A 21,527-nucleotide genomic window follows, 5' to 3' on the forward strand; every position below is an offset into this window, starting at 1 on the left:
CTGACAAGAGGGAGCGATGGTGAGCCGTCCGGACGCGCGCACACTGATCGACACGGTCCTCGACGGGGGCTCGTGGAAGTCGTGGGACGCGCCGCCCGCCGACCCGGCCGAGCCGGGCTCCTCCTACGCCGAGGAGCTGGCCGCGGCCCGGGTCAAATCCGGCTACGACGAGGCCGTGCTGACCGGCGAGGGGCTGCTCGGCGGCCGCCGGGTGGCCGTCGTGGCCTCGGAGTTCTCGTTCATGGCCGGGTCGATCGGGGTGGCGGCCGCCGAGCGGATCGTCGCCGCGATCGAGCGGGCCACCCGGGAGCGGCTGCCGCTGCTGGCCGCGCCCGCCTCGGGCGGCACCCGGATGCAGGAGGGCGCGACGGCGTTCGTGCAGATGGTGAAGATCACCGTGGCGGTGCAGGCGCTGCGCGCGGCGGGCCTGCCGTTCGTGGTCTACCTGCGGCACCCGACGACCGGCGGGGTGTTCGCGTCCTGGGGCTCGCTGGGGCACGTGACGGCGGCCGAGCCGGGCGCGCTCATCGGTTTCCTCGGGCCCAGGGTGTTCGAGTCGCTGCACGGCTACCCGTTCCCCGCGGGCGTGCAGGTGGCGGAGAACCTCTTCGAGCACGGCCTGATCGACGCCGTCGTGGCGGCCGGCGACGCCCGCGAGATCGCGATCAGGGCGCTGTCGGTGCTGTCGGCCGAGCCCGGCAGCGTGAGGGCGGGCCCCGCGCCGGAGGAGGACCTGCGGCCCGTGGAGGCATGGGAGGCCATCACCCGCTCCCGGCGCGACGACCGGCCCGGCGTGCGGGCGCTGCTCAAGCTGGCCGCCACCGACGTGACCCCGCTCAGCGGCAGCGGCGAGGGCGAGAACGAGCCCGGCCTGGTGCTGGCGCTGGCCAGGTTCGGCACCGCCCCGGTCGTGCTGCTGGGCCAGGACCGGCAGCACCAGCGCGCCCGCTCGCCGCTGGGCCCGGCCGGGCTGCGGGTGGCCAGGCGCGGCATGCGGCTGGCCGCCGAGCTGGGGCTGCCCCTGGTCACGGTCATCGACACGGCCGGCGCGGCGCTGTCGAAGTCCGCCGAGGAAGGCGGCCTGTCCGGCGAGATCGCCCGCTGCCTGGCCGAGCTGGTCATGCTCGACGCGCCGACGGTCTGCCTGCTGATGGGCGAGGGCGCCGGCGGGGCCGCGCTGGCGCTGCTGCCCGCCGACCGCGTGCTGTGCGCGCAGCACGCCTGGTTGTCGCCGCTGCCGCCGGAGGGCGCCTCGGCGATCCTCTACCGCAGCGTCGACTTCGCCCCGGAGATCGCCCAGGCGCAGCGAGTGCGCGCCACCGACCTGCGCCGCGACGGCATCGTGGACCGCGTCGTCCCCGAGCTGCCCGATGCCGCCTACGAGCCGAGGGCCTTTTGCGAGCGGGTCGGCCACGCGCTGGAGCACGAGATCGCCGGCCTGCTCACCCAGGCCCCCGGCGACCGGCTCGCGGCCCGCCTGGCCCGCTACCGCCACCTGGGCGGCTGACTCAGGGGACCGGGACGCGCTCGACGCGGATGGAGAAGACCTCCTCGCGCGGCACCACGACCTCGTAGGCGCCGTGGTCGACCATCCAGTAGCCGAGCGCCTCGGCCTTCATCCCGCTGTGGCCGGTGTAGGCGATGTGCAGGCCGTCCTCGTCCTCGTCGAGGACGATGCACGGCTCGCCGCCGAACGTGCCCACGGTGCGGATCAGCACCAGCCACTCCAGTTCCGTACGCGCCACCGTGCGCCGCCAGTAGCCGGAGGCGGCCTCGAACCCGTCGAGCTCCTCCTCGCTGAACAGCACCACCTGCTCGTCGGGCCCGAGCGCGGCCGGCAGCGTGCGCTCGCCGAAGCGGGCGACGAACCCGGAGGCGACGGGTGTGAGCTCGTCGTTCATGCGGCAGGCCGCCAGGTGAGACCGTCGTAGCCGGCGAACGGCCGTTCGCCCTCCGCGGTGATGTGCACGATGCTCGCGCCGGCCGGTATGGGCATCGGCGTGGTGTGGAACTGCGGCACCACGTGCTCGCGCGAGGTGGTGAACCCGTTGCCGGCGAACGGTGGCGCGTCGCTCCAGTCGCCGCCCATGTGCGGGCCGTACGGGACGGCGTAGGTGTCGACGTCGCGGGCCTGCCAGCGCATCACGTACAGCTCGGGCACTCCGGAGGTCAGCTCGGAGCCGTCGAACGACAGGTCGAGGCCGAAGTAGAGCTGCTCGGGGGTGGTCAGCCTGACGCAGTCCTGCACGCGGTAGACGAACCCGGCGATGACCGTGCGTTTGCCCGCCAGATAGGGCACCAGCAGACGCGGCGGGACCACCTTCTGCATCTGCGTTCCGCTCATGATGACCACTTTACGGTCGCTCGACCCCGAGCACCCGATGTTCAAGACACGGCAAGGTCGCGCGGGCGGCGGCGGTGGCCTCCGGATCGAGCTCCACGACCTGCACACCGGGCGGTGTGCCGAGATCGGCGCGCACCACGCCCAGCGGGTCGACCAGCATGCTGCGCCCGACGCCGTAGCCGTCCTCGGCCTCGGCCGGGTTGGGCGCCTGGCCGACGGCGGCGGTCCACATGGTGTTCTCCAGCGCGCGGGCGCGCACCAGCGTGACCCAGTGGTCCTCCTTGAGCGGCCCCGACCCCCAGGCGGCGATCACCGCGAACAGCTCGGCGCCCTGGTCGACCAGCGCCCTGGTCAGCTCCGGGAAGCGGATGTCGTAGCAGGTGACGAGCCCGACCCGGAGCCCGGCCAGCTCCACCACCACCGGCTCGGAACCGGGCGCGACCAGCTCCGACTCCTTGGCGCCGAACGAGTCGAACAGGTGGATCTTGCGGTAGGCGGCGCGGATCCCGCCGTCGGCGCCGATCGCGACGGCGGTGTTGCTCACCCTGCCGTCACCGGGCTCGAACACGCCGGCGATCACCGCCAGGCCGTGCCGCTCGGCGGCCTCGGCCACGCCGGACACGAACGGCCCGTCGAGCGGCTCGGCCAGCTCGGTGATGCGCCTGCCGTAGCGGGTGAGCGTGGCCTCGGGGAAGATCGCCAGGTCGGCTCCTTCCGCCTTGGCGAGGGCGTCGCGGACTCGTGTCAGGTTGGCCGCCGGGTCAGGGGACACCGGGATCTGGCAGAGGGCGATTCTCGTCACGGCCCGACTCTAACTTGTTGGGCACGTACCGGAACCGGGTGAGGCACCGCCAGATCCACTCCAGCGGCCCGTAGCGGCAGCGGCCCAGCCACCACCGGCTGAACAGCCCCTGGACGAGCAGCGTCACGGCCGTCAGCCCGAGCACCGACCAGCGGGTGGGGTCGGCGGCGAGCAGCGGCGCGGCCAGCACGATCACCACGGTGCCGCTCACGTAGTTGGTCAGCGCCATCCTGCCCAGCGGCTCCAGCGCCGCCGACAGCCACGGCCGCAGCACCAGCAGCAGCCCCGTCACGTACGCGGCCGCCCCGGCGACCGCGCCCGCCAGGTAGAGCGACCAGTCGCCGGTGGAGTTCCACGCGGCGGTGAGGAACACGACGGCGGCCACGCTCACGGCGAAGCCGGGCGCCAGCAGCCGCCGGGACGGGCGCAGCCGCATGAGGCCCATGCCGATCAGGAACGCGGCGGGGATGAGCAGCGGCCCGTTGGAGACGAACGGCGGCGCGTCCTCGATGCCCAGGTAGCCGCCGCCCTCCATGACGCTCCAGGCGAGCAGCGCCACCCCCAGCAGCAGCGGCGGCAGCGCGCCGGGCAGGAACGAGGCGGGCAGCAGCACCAGCGCCCCGAAGAACGCGTAGTCGGTCAGCACCTCCCCCGTGTACCAGGTGTGCTGGATCAGCCCGAACATCATCAGCCAGAACAGCCGGCCGAGCAGCGCCCACCGGCCGGACCCGCGCAGGAACAGCACGAAGCTGATGCCGAACAGCAGGGAGAAGATCGGGTAGAAGCGGCTCTGGAAGAACGTGTCGATCACCTGGTCGATGCCCGTGGCCGGCTCGTGCGGCGCGTGCTGCCACGTGTTGACCAGCATGATCCCGCCCACCGCGAACCCGCGGAGGGCGTCGAGCTCACGGATGCGTGCGACGCTGCCCAAGTGATCCACCCTATGGGTAATAGTGTGAGGCTGTGACGGAACCACTTGTCTCCCGGATGCGCTCCTTCGGCACGACGATTTTCGCGGAAATGAGCGCACTCGCCACCCGGACCGGCGCGATCAACCTGGGCCAGGGCTTTCCCGACACCGACGGCCCGGCGGCCATGCTCGACCGCGCCGTGCACGCGATCCGATCGGGCGCCAACCAGTATCCGCCCGGCCCCGGCGTGATGGAGCTGCGCCAGGCCGTCTCCGAGCACCGCCGCGAGCACTACGGCCTGGCCTACGACCCGGCCGGCGAGGTGCTGGTCACGGTCGGCGCCACGGAGGCGGTCGCGGCGGCCGTGCTGGCGCTGTGCGAGCCGGGCGACGAGGTGATCGCCTTCGAGCCCTACTACGACTCCTACGCGGCCTCGATCGCGCTCGCCCAGGCCCGCCTGGTCGGCGTCACGCTGCGGCCGGTGGCGGGCCGCTTCACGTTCGACCCGGCCGAGCTGCGTGCCGCCGTCACCTCGCGTACCCGGGCGATCCTGGTCAACTCACCGCACAACCCCACCGGTACCGTGCTCACCCGCGACGAGCTGACCGTCATCGCGGAGCTGTGCCGGGAGCGCGACCTGATCGCGATCACCGACGAGGTGTACGAGCACCTCACGTTCGACGGCGTCGAGCACGTGCCGCTGGCCACGCTGCCCGGCATGCGCGAGCGCACGGTGATGATCTCCTCGGCGGGCAAGACGTTCTCGGTCACCGGCTGGAAGACCGGCTGGGTGTGCGCGCCCGCGCCGCTGGTGACGGCGGTGCAGTCGGTCAAGCAGTTCCTCACCTTCACCGCGAGCGCGCCCTGGCAGGTCGCCGTCGCCTATGGGCTGCGGCACGAGCTCGAGTGGGTGGCGGCGCTGCGCGACTCCTTGCAGGACAAGCGTGACCGGTTGATGGAGGGCCTGGCGGCGGCCGGGTTCGAGGTGTTCGGGCCGGCCGGCACGTACTTCGTGCAGACCGACATCCGGCCGCTCGGCTTCACCGACGGGCTCACGTTCACCCAGCGGCTGCCGGAGCTCGCGGGCGTGGTCGCCATCCCCACGCAGGTGTTCTACGAGCACGCCGAGCGCGGCCGGCACTTCGTCAGGTTCGCCTTCTGCAAGAAGGACGAGGTCATCGACGAGGCGGTGACCCGGCTCAAGCGGCTGTCGGCCTGACAGGTCAGGTCTCGTCGCCCGCCAGGTCGACGATGGCGGCGACCGGGCCGCCGCCGGAGGGGCCCTGGTGCACGGCGGCCACCGACACGAACACCGCGGGGTCGCCGGTGACGGCCGCCGCAACGCCGCCCACCGTGGCCTTGATCTGGCGGTGCCAGTGCACGTCGGAGTCGTCCAGCATGATGTTGCGCCGCCCCCGTACGCGCCCCGACGGGTCGGCCTCGCACTTCATGAAGACGTTCACCAGCCGCCCGCCCAGGTCGGAGTGGTGCGGCCGGTCGGGCAGCGGCAGGCCGGCGTCACGGATCGCCGCCCAGATGCCGTCGGCGTCGAGCGCGTCGCGCATCACGCCGTGACCGGCCCGGTAGCGGCCGCCGATGCCGCGCACGTTGCCCACCAGCACGATCTGGGCCCGGTCCAGTTCGACGCCGGACGAGCAGGAGGCCACCGAGGAGTAGAGCGACAGGTCCTTGTGGATCTGGCCGGCCGACGGCATGCCGATCTCCCCGAGCGCCACCGCGACGCCCAGCGCGGTGGTGGAGTTGGACAGGTCCATCGACGGGCCGGTCTCCTCGATCGCGGTGTCCTGGCCGCGGTCGCGGGCGTCGGTGATGGTGGCCAGCGTCAGCAGCGGCGTCTTGGTCTGCACGTAGTGGACGTCGCGCGGGTCGTCGATGCCGGCGGCCTTCATGGCCTCGCGCACCCCGGCGGCGACCTTCTCCACCATGGCGGGCCGGCCGATGTCCTCCGGCAGGATCACCTCGCTCATCGCGACCCCGACCGACACGCGCGGCTCGTCCGACGGCACCGCCCGCGCCGGGTCGAGCGTGGCGAAGATCGTGGCGTGCGGGCTCAGCACGCCGTCGGTGCCTCCCGACCACACCAGCGGCACGCTGTCCGGCGCGGGATGGCCCCTGGAGGCGAGGACCTCGCGGAAGGCGCGGTCGGCCAGGATCCGCGTGTAGTCGTTGACGCCGCCGTTGCCCTCGGTCTTGCCGACGACGGCCAGCACCCGGTGCGCCTCGATCACCCCGTCGTCGACGAGCCGCGCCAGCCCGGACGCGTCGGTGACGCTCTCGATCGGCACCTTGCGCACTTCAATCGGATCCGGCATCCGTCCGCCCCTTCCAGCCACCTCGATCGGCATACCCCGCCCGACGTTACTGACGCCGGGATCGGGGTCACATCGGCAATGTCTGCCAGTAGGGTCCGGGTGTGATTCGTGAATGTGCCGTCAACGGGATAAGGCTGACGTACCGTGAGGAAGGGGACGTGGCGGCGCCGGTGCTGGTGCTGCTGCACGGCCGGACCGCCGACCACAACGACTGGAACGGCATCACCCAGCACCTGGCCAGGCGCTACCGCGTGCTGGCGCCCGACCTGCGCGGGCACGGCGCCAGCGAACACCCGGGCGCGTACGCCATCCCGGAGATGGCCGAGGACGTCGCCGGCCTCCTCGACGCCCTCGGCGTGGCGCGCGCGACGGTCGTCGGCCACTCGCTGGGCGGCATGGTCGCCTACCACCTGGCCATGAACCACCCCGGCCGGGTGACGCGCCTGGTCATCGAGGACTCGGCCGCGCCCGACCCGATGAGGGACCGCCCGCCGCTCGTGGAGGACGGCTCGACCGGGTTCGACTGGCGGATGATGCACGAGACCGAGCGGCAGTTCGTCGACCCCGACCCGGCCTGGTCGGCGGGGCTCGCCCGGATCACCGCCCCGACGCTGGTCATCTCGGGCGGCGCGGCCAGCCCCTTCCACGCCGAACGCCTGGCGGCCCGCATCCCCGGCGCCGAACTGGTGACGATCGAGGCCGGGCACCTGATCCACGTCACCGAACCCAAGGCGTTCAAGCGGGAACTGGACGCCTTCCTGACGTACTGACCGGCGTCAGGCCAGGCAGGCGCGGAAGACCGCGGTGAGGCGCTGCACGACCTCGGCCCGGGGGGTCGTCGTGTTCGGGCCGAAGAGCTGGCGGAACTGGCCGCTGCCCATGACGATGGCGGTGGCGATCGTCGCCCGCAGTTCGGCGTCGTCGCCGGGCAGGCGGGCGGTGAGCGGCTCCAGGATGGCGGTCCTGACCCGGTCCTGGGTCAGGCTGCGGATCTCGGCGCTGGACCCCGACCGGCTGAGGGTGGCGAGCACCGGGCTGTCGGACTCGGAGCCGAGCCGGTCGGCGACGTATTCGGCCAGGCGCACGGCCAGGTCGTCGCCCTCGTCGAGCACGCCGGGGAAGCGCCCCTGCTGCGCCAGCACCTCGGCGAACAGCTCGCGCTTCGAGCCGAAATATCGGTTGATGAGCGCGACGTTGGCGTTGGCCTCGGCGGCGAGCATGCGCATCGTGACCTCGTCGTAGCCGTGCTCGGCGAACAGCAGGCGGGCCGCGTCGAGGATGCGCCGCCGGGTGCCCTCCCGGCTCCTTGGTTCCACGAAGATGACAATAGGGGCCGGGCCGGGATGGGCAGGCCAGGGCGACGCGGGAATACTGGTCGATATCGCCTACCTTGGACTGTGTGACCGTAATGTCATAAAGATCCGCCAAGGTGGGAAGGGTGGGAACGAAGCTCGGCGATCACATGCGGGAGCGGCTGCGGACGTTCGGGCTGACGGCTCCCTCGATCGCGCAGTCCGCCGTGGGCTCGGCCGTGGCGTGGATGATCGCCACGCAGTTCCTCGGGCACGCGCGCCCCTTCTTCGCCCCCATCGCGGTGCTCATCAGCGTCGGCATCGGCCTCGGCCAGCGGCTGCGCCGGGTGGCCGAACTGGTGATCGGCGTCAGCCTCGGCGTCGGCGTCGGCGACCTGCTCGTCGCCTGGATCGGCTCCGGCCCCTGGCAGATCGCCCTCGTGGTGGCGCTGGCGATGGCCACCGCCGTGCTGCTCGACAGCGGCGCGCTGTTCGTCGCGCAGGCCGCCTCGTCCGCCGTCCTGGTCGCGGCGGTGGTGCCCGGCGACGACATGGGCGGCTTCGACCGGATGCTGGACGCGCTCACCGGCGGCGTGGTCGGCCTGGCCGCCGTGGCCCTCATGCCCGCCAGCCCGCTGACGATCGCCGCCAAACACGCCTCCGGGGTGCTCGACGCGCTGTCCACCGCGCTGGAGCAGGCCGCGGTGGCGATCGAGAAACGCGACGCCGACCTCGCCGCCGAGGCGCTGGAGGAGGCGCGCGGCACCCAGTCGGCCGTCGAGGAGTTCGGCCAGGCACTGCAGACGAGCAAGGAGATCATCATGATCTCCCCGATGCACTGGCACCGCCGCGCCCGGCTGGCCCGCTACGAGACCGCCGCCGAGCCCGTCGACCACGCGCTCAGGAACGCCCGCGTGCTGGCCCGCCGCACCCTGGCCGCGCTCGGCGAGTACCCCCCGCCGCCGCCCGCGCTGGCCGACTCGCTCCGCGAGGTCTCGGAGGCGGCGCTGCTGCTGCAACTGGAGCTCGGCGCGGGCCGCGAGCCCGTGCTGGCCAGGCAGGCCCTGCTCGCCGTCGCCACCCGCCAGCGGCCCGAACGCCTCGGCTTCTCCGCCGACGTGATCGTCGCGCAGCTCCGCTCGATCGTCGTCGACCTGCTCCGCGCCACCGGCACCGGCGAGGAGGAGTCGACGGCCGCGCTGCCTCCGGTCGACGTCCCGCCCCGCCCCTGACGGCCGCCACCCGCTCACCGGCGCCACCGCCGGCAGCGGCTCGGCCAGGTCGCCGCCGCCGTAGCACACGGTCTCGGCGGCCGGTGGAAGGAGGCGGGACGCGGCGCGGGTAGTCTCGGACGCTGTGCCGAGCATTCCGCAGCCCCTCGATCCCGCAGACGACGGCGGCGCCGCGCCCGCCGTGGCCGCCGCCCTGGCCGACTACCAGCGGGAGGCGGCGGGCCCCGACCGGGTGCTCAACGCGCTGGCCGGCGCCCGGCTGCTGGTGCCCGTCGTGGCCCTGCTCACCGAGTCCGAGGTGGGCGAGCACGGGCTGCGGCAGGAGAAGGAGAGCGAGATGGCGCTGCCCAAGCTCGTCGGCCAGGACGGCAGGCAGGCCGTGCTCGCGTTCACCGGCGCCGAGCCGTTGGCCAGGTGGCGTCCCGACGCCCGCCCGATCCAGGCGAGCACGCTGCAGGTGTGCCGGGCGGCCGTGGGCGAGGAGGCGGCGGCCGTGGTCGTCGACGTGGCCGGGCCGGTGCCGTTCGTGATCGAGGGCGAGGTGCTGCAGGCGCTGGCGGCCATCGAGTCCGGCACCCTCGACCAGCTTCCCGGCGTCACCGTCGCGCGCGTCGAGCCGGTCGCCAGACGCCGCTGGTTCTCCCGCCGCCCGAACTGAGCGCCGGCGGCCCTCTCCGGGAATCACCCGGCGGACGAGCGCCCGCCCGCATAGGGTCGGCCCGTGCTCGCACTGCTGGGGGTGCTCGGCCTCGTCGCCGGCCGCTACGTCAGGACCCTGGCCGGCGCCTTCGGCCCCGACCCCGCCGACCACCGTGCCGACCACCGTGCCGGGGCCCGCGCCGCGTTGCGCGCCCTCGTGCGCACCGTCCCGGTCCCGGCCTGGCCGCCGATCCCGGAGGTGGCCACCGCCGCCGTCACCGTGCTGGTCGCCTGGCGGGCGGGCCTGCCGTACGTGTACGCCGCGGTGGCGGGCACGGCCCTGGCCGTCATCGACTGGCGCACCAGCCGGCTGCCCGACGTGATCACGCTGCCCTCGTACCCGATACTCGCCCTGGCCCTGCTGCCCACCGGGGAGCTGCCCCGGGCGCTGCTCGGCGGGCTCGCGCTGGCCGCCGCGTACGGCGTGCTCTGGTTCGCCAGGCCCGCCGACCTGGGGCTGGGCGACGTCAAACTGGCCGGGCTGATCGGCCTGGCGTGCGGCGCGCTCGGCTGGCAGGCGTGGACCGTCGCGGCCCTGGGCGGGCAGTTCCTGGGCGCCCTCTACGCCGCCGCCCTGCTGGTCACCCGGCGCGCCACGCGCACGACCCAGTTCCCGTTCGGGCCGTTCATGCTGCTCGGCGGCCTGGCCGGGCTCTGTCTCGGTGGATGAACGCCGGACATCTCACTGGGCCGCGCATGGAAGACTTGGAGACATGTTGCGCTGGTTGACTGCCGGAGAGTCCCACGGCCCCGAGCTCGTTGCCATTCTGGAAGGCCTGCCTGCCGGGGTCGAGGTGACCACGGCCGCCATCGACGAGGCGCTGCGCCGGCGCCGCCTCGGCTACGGGCGCGGCGCCCGCATGAAGTTCGAGCAGGACGAGGTGACGATCGTGGGCGGGGTGCGGCACGGCCGCACCATGGGCAGCCCCGTCGCCGTCCGCATCGGCAACACCGAGTGGCCCAAATGGGAGAAGGTCATGTCGGCCGACCCGGTCGACCCGGCCGAGCTGGAGGGCCTGGCGCGCAACGCGCCGCGCTCCCGGCCCCGCCCGGGTCACGCCGACCTGGCCGGCATGCAGAAATACGGCTTCGACGACGCCCGCCAGGTGCTCGACCGGGCCAGCGCCCGCGAGACGGCCGCCCGCGTGGCGCTCGGCGAGGTGGCCCGGCGCTTCCTCAAGCAGGCGCTCGGCGTCGACGTCGTCAGCCACGTCACCTCCATCGGCGACGCCCGGACCCCGGCCGAGGAGCTGCCCGGCCCCGGCGACCTGGCCCGCGTCGACGCCGACCCGGTCCGCTGCGCCGACCCGGCAGGCAGCGCCGCCATGGTCGAGGTGATCGACCGCGCGCACAAGGACGGCGACACGCTCGGCGGCGTCGTCGAGGTGCTCGCCTACGGCCTGCCGCCCGGCCTCGGCAGCTACACGCACTGGGACCGGCGCCTCGACTCACGCCTGGCCGGGGCCCTCATGGGCATCCAGGCGATCAAGGGCGTGGCGGTCGGCGACGGCTTCGAGACCGCCCGCAGGCCCGGCTCCCGCGCCCACGACGAGATCGCCTACACGACCCAGGACGGCGTGCGGCGCATCACCAACCGCGCGGGCGGCGTCGAGGGCGGCATGACCAACGGCGAGATCCTGCGCGTCAGCGCCGCGATGAAGCCCATCTCCACAGTGCCCAGGGCGCTGGCCACGATCGACGTCAAGACGGGCGAGGCGGCCAAGGCCCACCACGAGCGCTCCGACGTGTGCGCCGTCCCGGCGGCGGGCATCGTCGCCGAGGCGATGGTGGCGCTGGTGCTGGCCGACGCCGCCCTGGAGAAGTTCGGCGGCGACTCCGTGGAGGAAGTCGCCCGCAACCTGTCCGGCTACCTCTCTTCGATGGTGATCAAATGACCAAGGCCGTGCTGATCGGCCCGCCCGGGTCGGGCAAGACCACTCTCGGCCGCCTGCTCGCCGAGCGGTTCGGCGTCGCCTTCCGCGACACCGACGCCGACGTCGAGGCGGCCGCGGGCAAGCCTGTCAGCGAGATCTTCATCGACGACGGCGAGGAGCGCTTCCGCGAGCTGGAGCACGAGGCCGTGCGGCGGGCCCTCGCCGAGCACGACGGCGTCCTGTCGCTCGGCGGCGGCGCGGTGCTGCACGCGGAGACGCAGGCCCTGCTCGCCGGTCATCCGGTCGTCTACCTGCAGGTGGGCCTGGCCGACGCGGTGCAGCGGGTCGGCCTCGCCTCGGCCCGGCCGCTGCTCGTGCTCAACCCGCGCAGCCAGCTCAAGCGGCTGATGGAGGAGCGCCGGCCCGTCTACGAGCGCCTGGCCGTCCTGACCGTCGACACCGGCGGCCGCGACCCCGAAGAGCTCGCCGACGAGATCGTGAAAGGCCTGGGCGCGTGAGTGTGACGCGGATCGCCGTGCGCGGCGACAGTCCGTACGAGGTCGTGGTGGGCACCGGTGTGCTCGGCGAGCTGCCGGGGCTGTTCAGGCCCGGTGTGCGCACCGTGGCGGTGATCCACCCGGCGAGCCTGCCGGAGATCTCCCGGCCGGTCTGCGCGGCGCTGTCCGACGCCGGGTTCGACGTGGTCGAGCTGCCCGTGCCCGACGGCGAGCAGGCCAAGAGCGTCGAGGTGGCCGCCCAGCTCTGGTCGGCGCTCGGCCGCTACGGCGTCACCCGCTCCGACGCGGTCGTCGGCGTGGGCGGCGGCGCGACCACCGACCTGGCCGGGTTCGTGGCCGGCACGTGGCTGCGCGGCCTCCAGGTCGTGCTCGTGCCCACCACGCTGCTGGCCATGGTCGACGCGGCCGTCGGCGGCAAGAACGGCATCGACACGCCCGAGGGCAAGAACCTCGTGGGCACCTTCCTGCCCCCGGCCGGTGTGCTGTGCGACCTGGCGACGCTGCCCAGCATGCCGCGCGCCGACTACGTGGCCGGCCTCGCCGAGATCATCAAGGGCGGCTTCATCGCCGACCCGACGATCCTCATGCTCATCGAGGACGACCCCGACGCCGCCACCAGGCCGGAGGGGCGGCACACGCGCGAGCTGATCGAGCGCAAGATCCAGGTCAAGGCCGACGTGGTGGGCGCCGACCTGCGCGAGGCCGGGCTGCGCGAGATCCTCAACTACGGCCACACGCTCGCGCACGCCATCGAGCGGGCCGAGAGCTACCGCATGCGCCACGGCGAGGCGGTCGCCATCGGCATGGTGTTCGCCGCCGAGCTGTCCAGGCTCGACGGCCGCATCGGGCCCGACCTGGTCGAGCGCACCCGCTCCATCCTGACGTCGGTCGGCCTGCCCACCGCCTACCGTGCCGACGCCTGGCCGCAGCTGCGCGACCACATGCGCCTGGACAAGAAGAACCGCGGCGCCAAGCAGCGCTTCGTCGTGCTCGACGGCCTGGCCCGGCCGGGCCGTCTGGAAGACCCGCCCGAGGAGCTTTTGGAAGCCGCCTACCGTGCGGTCGCGCGTGTCACCGGGCATTAACGTGTGTGGGCCACTACAGTCGTGGCCCACGCCGCAGCACGACGAAAAAGCGGAGATGAACAGCAGGTCATGAGGCATTACGGCTCCTTCGTGGCGCTCGGTGACAGTTTCACCGAGGGCTTGAACGACCCCGGCACCAACGGCCACTACCGAGGCTGGGCCGACCGGGTGGCAGAACGGCTCGCCCAGGACGATCCGTCGTTCCGCTACGCCAATCTGGCGGTGCGCGGCAGGCTGCTCGACCAGATCGTCGGGGAGCAGGTCCCGCTCGCCGTCCAGATGGCCCCCGATCTGGTGAGCCTCTGCGCCGGCGGCAACGACCTGCTGCGGCCCGGCAGCGACCCGGACGTGATGGCCAAGCGCCTGGCCGGCGCGGTGCGCGAGCTGCGCTCCTGCGGCGCCGACGTGCTGCTGTTCACCGGCGTCGACCCGCGTGACACGCCGCTCATGCGGCGGCTGCGCGGCCGCTTCGCCATCTTCTACCTGCACGTGCGCTCCATCGCCGACCTCTACGGGTGCCACCTGGTGGACCAGTGGTCGATGCAGGGGCTGCGCGACTGGCGGGCCTGGAGCGAGGACCGCCTCCACATGAACGCCGACGGTCATAGGCTCGTCGCCGCCCGGGTGCTCGACGTCCTCGGCGTGCCCTTCGACGACTGGCACAAGTCCTGGCCCCAGCGGGCCGTGGATCCCCGTGCCCGCCGCAAGGAGGACGCCCAGTGGATCCGCGAGCACCTGGTGCCGTGGATGTCTCGCCGGCTGCGCGGCGTCTCCTCGGGCGACGGGCTCTCGCCGAAGCGTCCCGAGCTGTCCGAGTGGTCCTGAGTCCTTCCCCGGTCACCTGACGATCCTGTACGGCGTGCCGTACAGGATCGCCGCTCATTCGGCGGAGAGCCGCTTGAGGGCGGCGCGCGGGACGGCGGGGTCGGTGGTGCGCCAGAACGGCGGGAGAGAGCCCATCAGGAAGCCGCTGTAGCGGGCGGTGGCCAGCCGGGGGTCGAGGACGGCGATGACGCCCTTGTCGTCCTGCGAGCGCAGGAGGCGGCCGGCGCCCTGGGCGAGCAGGAGGGCGGCGTGGGTGGCGGCCACGGTCATGAAGCCGTTGCCGCCGCGGGCCGCCACGTGGCGCTGCCGGGCCGAGGTGAGCGGGTCGTCGGGGCGGGGGAACGGGACGCGGTCGATGATGACCAGCCGCAGCGACGGCCCGGGCACGTCCACGCCCTGCCAGAGCGACAGGGTGCCGAACAGGCAGGTCTCCTCGTCCTCGGCGAACTGCTTGACCAGCAGCATGGTCGAGTCGTCGCCCTGGCACAGCAGCGGCACCTTCAGGCGGTCGCGCAGCGCCTCGGTGGCGGCCTTGGCGGCCCGCATGGAGGAGAACAGCCCGAGCGTGCGCCCGCCCGCGGCCTCGATCAGCTCGGTGATCTCGTCCAGGTAGGCCTGCGGGAGGCCGTCGCGGCCGGGCTGGGGCAGGTGCTTGGCGACGTAGAGGATGCCCGCGCGGGGATGGTCGAACGGGGAGCCGACGTCCATGCCCTGCCAGCCCTTGTCGCCCAGCCCCCACTGCCGCGCCATGCCGTCGAACGTGCCGCCGAGCGCCAGCGTGGCCGAGGTGAGCACCACGGTGCGGTCGCCGAACAGCTTGTCGCGCAGCATGCCGCCCACGTTGAGCGGGGCCACGCGCAGCATCGGCGGGCGGCGGTCGGTGCCGCCCTCCAGCCACACCACCTCGGCCCGGTCGGCCTCCGAGGCGTGCCCGTAGGCCTCCAGCATGCGCACCGCCGTGTCGTGCACCTCGTCGAGCGCGGTGAAGGCGGCCTTGCGCTGGCCGGCGCGGTCGGGGTCGTCCTTGTCGCCGCCGCGCGGCCCGAGGGCCGTCAGGCAGCGGGCGGCGCTGTCGCGCACCAGCGCGAGCGTCAGGCCGAGCACCTCGGGCAGTTCGTCCACGCGGCCCGGCGGGGCGGCCGCCAGCAGCGCCTTGAGGTCTTCGCCCGCCTCCAGGAGCTGGTCGGCGACCGGCTGGTCGATGAGGCGGCCCACGCGGCGCACGGCCAGCGACACCGAGCTCTCCGACAGCTCGCTCGTCACCACCGAGGTGACCCGGTCGACCAGCTCGTGCGCCTCGTCGACGACGACGAGCTCGTGCTCGGGCAGCACCGGCAGGTCGCCCATGGCGTCGATGGCCAGCAGCGCGTGGTTGGTGACGACCACGTCGACCTCGCCGGCCCGCGCCCTGGCCAGCTCGGCGAAGCACTCGGGGCCGCTCGGGCAGCGGGTGGCGCCCAGGCACTCCTGGGCGCTGACGGAGAACTGCCGCCAGGCCTGCTCGCTCACGCCGGGGACCAGCTCGTCGCGGTCGCCGGTCTCGGTCTCGTCGGCCCACTCCTGGATGCGCTGGACCATCCGGCCGGTCGCGCTGACCTCGCGCGGGTCGAACAGCTGGTCCTGCTCGTCCTCCTCCGGCCAGCCCGCGGTGGCCTTGTAGCGGCACAGGTAGTTGCGGCGGCCCTTGAGTATGGCGAACGTGGGCTCGTGCGGCAGCTCCTTGGCCAGTGCCTCGGACAGGCGGGGCAGGTCGCGGTCGACGAGCTGGCGCTGCAGCGCGATCGTGGCCGTGGAGACCACCACGGGGGTGTCGGTGTCCATGGCGTGCCGGATCGAGGGCACCAGGTAGGCCAGTGACTTGCCGGTGCCGGTGCCCGCCTGGACGGCCAGGTGCTCCTCGTCGTCGATGGCCTGTTGCACGGCCTTGACCATGGTGATCTGGCCCTGGCGTTCGCTCCCTCCGAGAGCGTCGACCGCGATGCTGAGCAGTGAGTCCGCTGACGGGAGATGGGAGTCCGGCACGGCAGTAAACGCTACCCGCATTCCGGGGTCGCCGCGCCGAACGCGGCGTGACCGGCCATACGCATCCCGGCGTTCACGGGCCCGTCCGCCGCCGCCCATGGCACACTGGCCGTCGGTGCTCCAACTGGTCATGGAGTGACCTGCGGGGGTATCGGTGGAGATGGTTTTGTAGGCTTCTCCGGGGTTGAGTGGACGTATTAGGGCTGGATGTGCAGGATGTCTGCCATGTCGGAAGTTGTCCCGTTGCCGTCGTTCGGCGAAGTGTTCTTCGATGCCCGAGGCCAGGAGCGGTGTCTCCGTGTCACCTGGCACGAGGGCACGCTGGTGCTCAGCCTGTGGCGGGGGGAGATGTGCACGGCGAGCTTCCGCATGCCGATGGACGACGTCGGCCGGCTGCTCGACACCCTCGACGACGGCTTCGCCGAGGCCACCGGTGAGCAGCCCGCCGTGCCCGCTCAGGAGCCCGGCACCGAGGTGATCCCCGGCACCGGGCAGTATCACCGGCCGCCGCAGACCGGCCAGCACCAGGCGGCCCCGGACGACCGGCCGACCTCCACGCTGTCGCCCAACGACGTGCTCGTGGCCCGGGGCAACCCGGCCCACCAGGACAAGCTCGTCGCCTCCTACGGCGAGCCGCGCGAGCAGCGCCAGCCCTTCTCCGGGCCGCAGTACAGCGACCCGCTGTCCGGCCCGCCTCCCGCCGAGCCCTTCACCGGCCCGCAGTACACCGACAGCGGCTACAGCGATCCGCTCTCCGGCCCGCACTACACGCAGGAGCAGCCCTTCACCGGGCCCCAGTACGCGGAGGAGTCGCCGGGGGCCTCGACCGGGCCGGTCTACCAGTTGCCGGGCGAGCGCCCGTCGCCCCTGTCGACCGACCCGCTCGGCTTCCCGTCCCAGGCGAGCGCCCCGTACCAGCAGGCCGAGACCTACCAGCAGAACGAGACCTACCAGCAGAACGAGCCGTACCACTCGGGTGAGACCTACCCGGTCGGCCGGCCCGAGCCGTACCCGCAGCGCCAGCCCGATCCCTACGGCGGCCAGCAGCCGCCCAGCCGCCCGCAGCGGCCCGTGCAGCCCGCCGCCGGGCTCGGCACCCCGATGCACGGCATCCCGGGCGCGGGCCGCCGCCAGGACCCCTTCCAGGACCGCACGTACGGCCAGGACCCGTCCTACGGTCCGGACTCCTCCTACGGTCCGGACTCGTCCTATGGCCAGGACCCCGCCTATGGCCAGGCCACCGGTTACGGTCAGGATCGAAGCTACGGCCAGGACCAGGGCTACGGCCAGGGTCAGAGCTACGGACAGGACCCCGGCTACGGGCAGGGCGGCGCCTACGGGCAGGAGCGGGCCGACGGGCGCACGCCGCCGAACCCGGTGGACCCGCTGCTCGCCCTCGGTCAGCCCGCCGAGCCGTACCAGCCCCAGGACCCCGACATGACCCGCCCGTACGTCGGCGACCCGATGTTCTCCACCGGCGAGCGCCTGCGCCCCGAGCAGCAGCAGTACGACGAGCGCGGCGACCGTCGCGAATGGTGATCGCCACGCACTGACGGCGTTTCCTACACTTGTCCCGACAAATTGGGACACATCTGGAGGAGTCGCCGGTGAACCCGATGACGGGCCTGCAACTGCTGCTGACGGCCGGAGGCGCCGTCGCCCTCGCGGCGGTGGCCCGCCGGAAGGGCTGGCCCGCGCCGCTGCTGCTGGTCGCGGCCGGGCTGCTGGTCTCGCCGCTGGTCCCGGCGGTGCGGCTGGATCCGGAGCTGGTGCTCTACGTGTTCCTGCCGCCGCTGCTCTACTCGGCCGCGTTCGACAGCTCCTACCTGCGGCTGCGTGACGCCAAGGGGCCGGTGGCGCTGCTGTCGGTCGGGCTGGTGCTGTTCACCACGGTCGTGGTGGGCCTGGTCGTGCACCTGATGCTGCCCGCCGTGCCGCTGGCGGCGGCGTTCGCGCTGGGCGCGATCATCGCGCCGCCCGACGCGGTCGCGGCCGTGGCCGTGGGCCGCCGCCTCGGGCTGCCACGCCGGACGCTGACCATCCTCATCGGCGAGAGCCTGTTCAACGACGCCACCGCGCTGACCGCCTACCGGGTGGCGATCGCGGCGGCCGTGGGCGGCAGCATCGACCTGCTGGAGGGCGCCTGGCAGTTCCTGGTCGCGGCGGCCGGGGGCGTGCTGATCGGGCTGGCGCTGGCGTTCGCGTTCGCGTGGCTGTTCCGCCACACACGCGACTCGCTGGTCGAGAACACGCTGATGCTGCTCATCCCGTTCGCCGCCTATCTGGCGGCCGAGAGCGTGCACGCCTCCGGGGTGATCGCGGTGGTGATCGTCGGGCTCTACCTGGGCAACCAGATGCACCTGCGCGGGTTCGGCACCCGGCTCGTGTCGGACTCGGTGTGGAAGGTCAGCGACTTCTTCCTGGAGACGATCGTCTTCGCGCTGATCGGGCTGCAACTGGTCACCGTGGTCGAGGGCATCGTCGGCTACAGCCCGTGGGAGGTCGCGCTCTACGCGGTCGTGGTGTTCCTGGTGACGGTCGCGGTGCGGTTCGTGTGGGTGTTCGCCGCCGGTTACGCGCCGCGCCTGCTGCGCAGGGGGGCCGAGACGCCTTCGCCGCAGCAGCTGACGATCGTCGGCTGGGCGGGCATGCGGGGCGTGGTGTCGCTGGCCGCCGCGCTGCTCATCCCCGACATCCCGGACCGGGAGATCCTGCTCTTCCTCACCTTCACCACCGTGATCAGCACCCTGCTGGTGCAGGGCCTGACGTTCCCGGCGCTGATCAGGAGGCTGCGCGTGTCGAGCGAGCAGGAGCGGTACGAGGACCGGCTCGCCGAGGCGTCCGCCCAGCAGGCAGCGCTGGAGGCCGGGCTGGCCGAGCTGGAACGCCTGGTCGCCGCCGACGGCGAGCCGGACGAGATCCAGCGGCAGGTCATCGACCAGCTCAGGGAGAAGTCCTGGCGCCGCTCGCTGTCGGCCTGGGAACGGCTGGGCGGCGGCACCGGGCACGGCGGCGCCGAGACGCCCAGCGCCCTCTACAAGCGGCTGCGCCGTGACATGCTCCAGGCCGAGCGGCAGGTGTTCGTCCGGCTGCGCGACGAGCGGCGGCTGGACGACGAGGTGCTGCGCGAGGTGATGGCCCAGCTCGACTTCGAGGAGGCCATCCTGGAGCGTTAGCCCATCGAGCTGTCGACGAAGCACCACCGCCACTTCTCGTTCGGTTCGAACGACTGCACCACCGGGTGGCCGCTTTCGCGGAAGTGCGCGGTCGCGTGCTTGCCGGGCGAGGAGTCGCAGCAGCCGATGTGGCCGCACTCCAGGCAGCGCCGCAGGTGCACCCAGCGGCCTCCGGTCGCCAGGCACTCCTCGCAGCCGTCCGGGGTGCGCGCCTGCGGGTCGTCAGCCTGGGAAAGATGCTCACACATAGCCATGACACCGATCCTATTTCGGGCCTTCCCCTGGCTGAGGGCCGGACCCGGGGCAGCCGGGGAGCGACGCGGTGCGCGGACGCCGACACGCCCGGCCATCAGGCCGGGCGGTGGCGCCTCGGGGGCGCGGTCCGTTGGGTAGGGTCGAGATATGTCTCGCCTACGCAGCCGGTTCGTGCCCTTGCTCGCCTTCTCCGCGTTCGTGTTCGCCGCCGGATGCGGCGAGGTGAACGACACGATCGACAGAGCACAGGCCTGCCTCGAAGCTCCCAAGATCATCGGTGAGCTCACCGCCCAGCTCGGCTCGCTGGTCAACGACCCGCAGGCCATGGAGAAGGCGCTCGACGGCACCGCCGCCAAGCTCAACGAGGTCGCCGACTCCGCAGCCAACACCACGATCAAGGAAGCCTCCGACAACCTGGCCACCACGCTGTCCGGCCTCAACGTCCAGAGCGCCAACGACGCCGTCGACGCCGTCCAGAAGGTGGGCACCGACGCGGCCGCCTACGTGCAGAAGGTCAGCTCGGCCTGCACCGGAGGCTGAAACCCGGTTTCTCTAGGGAGAATAGGTACGAACTACCGTTTTTCTCATGGAGCCCGACCCGCGTTTCACCCTCGCCAACGAGCGCACGTTCCTCACCTGGCTGAGCACCGCCCTGGCACTGAGCGCGGGCGGTGTGGCCATGGCCGCCGTGCCCGCCGACGTGTTCGTCCCCTGGCTGCGCACGGTGCTCGCCGTGGTGCTCGTCACCCTGTCGGCGCTGGCCGCGGGCCTGGCCTACCCGCGCTGGCGCAACATCCAGCGCGCCCTGCGCGCCGAGGCGCCGCTCCCGCCACCCGCGCTGGCCGCCGTCTTCGGCTACGGCGTCGCCGCCGTGGCCGTGCTGGCCCTGGTGCTCATCCTGCTCGCGGCCTGACATGTCCGAGGAGATCTGGGACCGGGGGCTGCAGAGCGAGCGGACCCGCCTGGCCTGGGTGCGCACCGCCGTGACGCTGGCCACCGGCGGCCTGGGCGCCACCGGGCTGGCCGCCCGCGCCGGCCTGCCCACGCCCGCCATGGCCGCCTTCGCCCTCGCCGCGCTGTGCGGCGCCGTCCTGCTCATCAGGACGCGGTCCCGCTTCCGGCGCGTCCAGGAGGCGCTGCACGGCGGCCGCCCGCTGGACAACGGCGCCGACGCGCTGCTCGCCTGGCTCGGCACGCTCGCCGTGATCGCCGGCGCGCTGACCTTCGTCGTCGCCGTTCGATGACCCGGCTTGCGGGTACGCCGTCAGCAGGCGGACACTCGAAGTGAGGGAGGTGACCTCCATGGAAGAAGAGCGCAGGACCGTGCCCTTCGAGTGCCGGAGCTGCTGGCACGTCTGGGAAGAGGACTACCTCGTACGGCACGTGCACGGCCGCCATGGCGTCGAGGGCGAGGTGTGGATCCGAGGGGGAGTGGCGGTGCCGCCGCCCTCGCCGAGCGTCGTCGTCTGCCCGCGCTGCGGCTGTCAGGGTGCCGTCATGTTCCCGGACGGCTATCTCGCCCGCCACCCGGAGCTGGTCCGGGCCGGCGAGCCCGCGCCGCCCGACCCGACGCCGCTGCTGAGCCCGGTGCCCAAACGTCTCTATTGATGCCCTAACATGACGCAGGGTGAGCTTTCCCTAACGGAAGGTGTCACAAAGGTCCGTCTTGCCGGTGGTGGGAGCCGGGCGCACACTCGGTGCGGATGGTGATCCGTTACCGGGGGGTGGTCCTGGTGCGCGATGGGTTCGACACTCATCAACTCTGGCCCTACGAGTGCCTGTGCTGCTGGCACGTCTGGGAGGTTCGTTACACCGTCAGGCGGCTCGACGACGGGCACGGCAACACCGTCGAGGTGTGGCTGCGCAACGGCGTCACCGTGCAGCCTCCATGGGCCGGGACGTGCTGCCCCGGCTGTGGAGCGGTCCAGGTGACCTCGTTCCCGCCCGGCTACCTCAGCCGGCACCCCGAGCTGGTGTCGGCGGCCGAGCCCGATCCGGCGCCCGCGCCCGTCGAGCCGTTGCCGCCGGTCACGTCCGCCCGCGCGCCGCGGCCCAGGCGGCTGCTGCTCGGGCTCGGCGTACCGGTGCTGCTGCTCGCCGGGTTCGAGCTCTACCTGGTCGTCCTGGCCGTCGCGCACGTCGGCTAGGAGACCGGGCCG

Annotated in this window: 25 protein-coding genes; 17 read left to right on the forward strand and 8 right to left on the reverse strand. The window is 73.0% G+C overall.

The genetic code is table 11. The features are described 5' to 3' along the window. Positions 1-16 precede the first annotated feature (16 nt). Complete coding sequence (locus ADY59_RS15890) at positions 17-1,507, forward strand: carboxyl transferase domain-containing protein (RefSeq protein WP_049562859.1); 1,491 nt, start codon at positions 17-19, stop codon at positions 1,505-1,507. 1 nt (position 1,508) lies between these two features. Here ADY59_RS15890 and ADY59_RS15895 read toward each other — a convergent pair whose 3' ends face one another. The 4 genes from ADY59_RS15895 to ADY59_RS15910 are packed head-to-tail and all read right to left on the reverse strand — an operon-like array spanning position 1,509 to position 4,077. Then, positions 1,509-1,901, reverse strand: a complete 393-nt coding sequence (locus tag ADY59_RS15895) for a hypothetical protein (protein WP_049562864.1) — start codon at positions 1,899-1,901, stop codon at positions 1,509-1,511. Then, a complete protein-coding gene (locus tag ADY59_RS15900; RefSeq protein WP_231618739.1) occupies positions 1,898-2,344 on the reverse strand; it encodes a hypothetical protein in 447 nt (148 codons plus the stop codon). Before ADY59_RS15900 ends, ADY59_RS15895 begins: the two co-directional genes overlap by 4 nt. Before the next feature lie 10 nt (positions 2,345-2,354). After that, positions 2,355-3,146: a carbon-nitrogen hydrolase family protein gene (locus ADY59_RS15905; protein ID WP_049562865.1), complete on the reverse strand. Its 792-nt coding sequence runs from the start codon at positions 3,144-3,146 to the stop codon at positions 2,355-2,357. Beyond that, positions 3,106-4,077 carry a DUF418 domain-containing protein gene (locus ADY59_RS15910; protein WP_049562866.1) on the reverse strand — a complete coding sequence of 324 codons (972 nt, stop codon included), beginning with the start codon at positions 4,075-4,077 and terminating at the stop codon, positions 3,106-3,108. The genes ADY59_RS15905 and ADY59_RS15910 overlap by 41 nt, the downstream gene beginning before the upstream one ends. 32 nt (positions 4,078-4,109) lie before the next feature. On the opposite strand from ADY59_RS15910, the gene ADY59_RS15915 reads away from it, so the two are divergent. After that, positions 4,110-5,276, forward strand: a complete 1,167-nt coding sequence (locus tag ADY59_RS15915) for a pyridoxal phosphate-dependent aminotransferase (RefSeq protein ID WP_082310138.1) — start codon at positions 4,110-4,112, stop codon at positions 5,274-5,276. A gap of 4 nt (positions 5,277-5,280) precedes the next feature. Here the strand turns inward: ADY59_RS15915 and ADY59_RS15920 are convergent, their stop codons facing one another. Next, positions 5,281-6,390 carry a ring-opening amidohydrolase gene (locus ADY59_RS15920; RefSeq protein ID WP_049562869.1) on the reverse strand — a complete coding sequence of 370 codons (1,110 nt, stop codon included), beginning with the start codon at positions 6,388-6,390 and terminating at the stop codon, positions 5,281-5,283. A 158-nt stretch (positions 6,391-6,548) separates the two neighbouring features. Between ADY59_RS15920 and ADY59_RS15925 the strand changes: the two genes are divergently transcribed. Then, positions 6,549-7,160 (forward strand): alpha/beta fold hydrolase, encoded by a 612-nt coding sequence (locus tag ADY59_RS15925; protein ID WP_197093677.1) that lies wholly within the window; start codon positions 6,549-6,551, stop codon positions 7,158-7,160. A gap of 6 nt (positions 7,161-7,166) precedes the next feature. On the opposite strand, the gene ADY59_RS15930 is transcribed toward ADY59_RS15925, so the two are convergent. Next, on the reverse strand, positions 7,167-7,706 hold the full coding sequence (locus tag ADY59_RS15930) for a TetR/AcrR family transcriptional regulator (RefSeq protein ID WP_049562870.1): 540 nt from the start codon (positions 7,704-7,706) through the stop codon (positions 7,167-7,169). Between the two features lie 122 nt (positions 7,707-7,828). Between ADY59_RS15930 and ADY59_RS15935 the strand changes: the two genes are divergently transcribed. The 7 genes from ADY59_RS15935 to ADY59_RS15965 all read left to right on the forward strand — a co-directional run bounded on the left by ADY59_RS15935 (position 7,829) and on the right by ADY59_RS15965 (position 13,915). Beyond that, a complete protein-coding gene (locus tag ADY59_RS15935; protein WP_197093678.1) occupies positions 7,829-8,914 on the forward strand; it encodes an FUSC family protein in 1,086 nt (361 codons plus the stop codon). A gap of 124 nt (positions 8,915-9,038) precedes the next feature. Next, entirely contained in the window at positions 9,039-9,572 is a 534-nt protein-coding gene (locus ADY59_RS15940; protein WP_049562873.1) for an SseB family protein, read from the forward strand. Between the two features lie 63 nt (positions 9,573-9,635). After that, complete coding sequence (locus ADY59_RS47550; protein ID WP_053174799.1) at positions 9,636-10,283, forward strand: prepilin peptidase; 648 nt, start codon at positions 9,636-9,638, stop codon at positions 10,281-10,283. Positions 10,284-10,326: 43 nt separating this feature from the next. Continuing rightward, positions 10,327-11,508 (forward strand): chorismate synthase, encoded by a 1,182-nt coding sequence (gene aroC, locus ADY59_RS15950; RefSeq protein ID WP_049562875.1) that lies wholly within the window; start codon positions 10,327-10,329, stop codon positions 11,506-11,508. Beyond that, positions 11,505-12,005 carry a shikimate kinase gene (locus tag ADY59_RS15955; protein ID WP_049562877.1) on the forward strand — a complete coding sequence of 167 codons (501 nt, stop codon included), beginning with the start codon at positions 11,505-11,507 and terminating at the stop codon, positions 12,003-12,005. The genes aroC and ADY59_RS15955 overlap by 4 nt, the downstream gene beginning before the upstream one ends. Beyond that, on the forward strand, positions 12,002-13,090 hold the full coding sequence (aroB, locus tag ADY59_RS15960; RefSeq protein WP_049562879.1) for a 3-dehydroquinate synthase: 1,089 nt from the start codon (positions 12,002-12,004) through the stop codon (positions 13,088-13,090). Before ADY59_RS15955 ends, aroB begins: the two co-directional genes overlap by 4 nt. A gap of 69 nt (positions 13,091-13,159) precedes the next feature. Continuing rightward, positions 13,160-13,915 (forward strand): SGNH/GDSL hydrolase family protein, encoded by a 756-nt coding sequence (locus tag ADY59_RS15965; RefSeq protein WP_049562881.1) that lies wholly within the window; start codon positions 13,160-13,162, stop codon positions 13,913-13,915. Positions 13,916-13,969: 54 nt separating this feature from the next. Here the strand turns inward: ADY59_RS15965 and ADY59_RS15970 are convergent, their stop codons facing one another. Next, entirely contained in the window at positions 13,970-15,958 is a 1,989-nt protein-coding gene (locus tag ADY59_RS15970) for an ATP-dependent DNA helicase (protein ID WP_049562883.1), read from the reverse strand. A 204-nt stretch (positions 15,959-16,162) separates the two neighbouring features. Between ADY59_RS15970 and ADY59_RS15975 the strand changes: the two genes are divergently transcribed. Together ADY59_RS15975 and ADY59_RS15980 are read left to right on the forward strand one after the other, a co-directional pair. After that, complete coding sequence (locus ADY59_RS15975; RefSeq protein WP_156325531.1) at positions 16,163-17,476, forward strand: hypothetical protein; 1,314 nt, start codon at positions 16,163-16,165, stop codon at positions 17,474-17,476. A gap of 77 nt (positions 17,477-17,553) precedes the next feature. Continuing rightward, a complete protein-coding gene (locus ADY59_RS15980; protein WP_049562932.1) occupies positions 17,554-19,113 on the forward strand; it encodes a Na+/H+ antiporter in 1,560 nt (519 codons plus the stop codon). Here the strand turns inward: ADY59_RS15980 and ADY59_RS15985 are convergent. Further along, the gene (locus ADY59_RS15985; RefSeq protein ID WP_049562890.1) at positions 19,110-19,367 is read right to left on the reverse strand and encodes a UBP-type zinc finger domain-containing protein; all 258 of its coding nucleotides are present in this window, start codon (positions 19,365-19,367) and stop codon (positions 19,110-19,112) included. The two genes, ADY59_RS15980 and ADY59_RS15985, sit on opposite strands and share 4 nt — an antisense overlap. A gap of 148 nt (positions 19,368-19,515) precedes the next feature. Between ADY59_RS15985 and ADY59_RS15990 the strand changes: the two genes are divergently transcribed. From ADY59_RS15990 to ADY59_RS16010, 5 genes are all read left to right on the forward strand, one after another. Beyond that, positions 19,516-19,908 (forward strand): hypothetical protein, encoded by a 393-nt coding sequence (locus ADY59_RS15990; protein WP_049562892.1) that lies wholly within the window; start codon positions 19,516-19,518, stop codon positions 19,906-19,908. A gap of 46 nt (positions 19,909-19,954) precedes the next feature. Next, on the forward strand, positions 19,955-20,281 hold the full coding sequence (locus tag ADY59_RS15995) for a YidH family protein (RefSeq protein WP_049562894.1): 327 nt from the start codon (positions 19,955-19,957) through the stop codon (positions 20,279-20,281). Position 20,282: 1 nt separating this feature from the next. Continuing rightward, positions 20,283-20,612, forward strand: coding sequence for a DUF202 domain-containing protein (locus ADY59_RS16000; protein WP_049562896.1), 330 nt, complete (start codon positions 20,283-20,285; stop codon positions 20,610-20,612). A 58-nt stretch (positions 20,613-20,670) separates the two neighbouring features. Continuing rightward, positions 20,671-20,976, forward strand: coding sequence for a hypothetical protein (locus tag ADY59_RS16005; RefSeq protein WP_156325532.1), 306 nt, complete (start codon positions 20,671-20,673; stop codon positions 20,974-20,976). Positions 20,977-21,071: 95 nt separating this feature from the next. Continuing rightward, a complete protein-coding gene (locus ADY59_RS16010; RefSeq protein ID WP_049562898.1) occupies positions 21,072-21,515 on the forward strand; it encodes a hypothetical protein in 444 nt (147 codons plus the stop codon). Positions 21,516-21,527 lie beyond the last annotated feature (12 nt).

This window comes from Nonomuraea sp. SBT364 (genome assembly GCF_001083785.1).
Lineage (GTDB): Bacteria > Actinomycetota > Actinomycetes > Streptosporangiales > Streptosporangiaceae > Nonomuraea.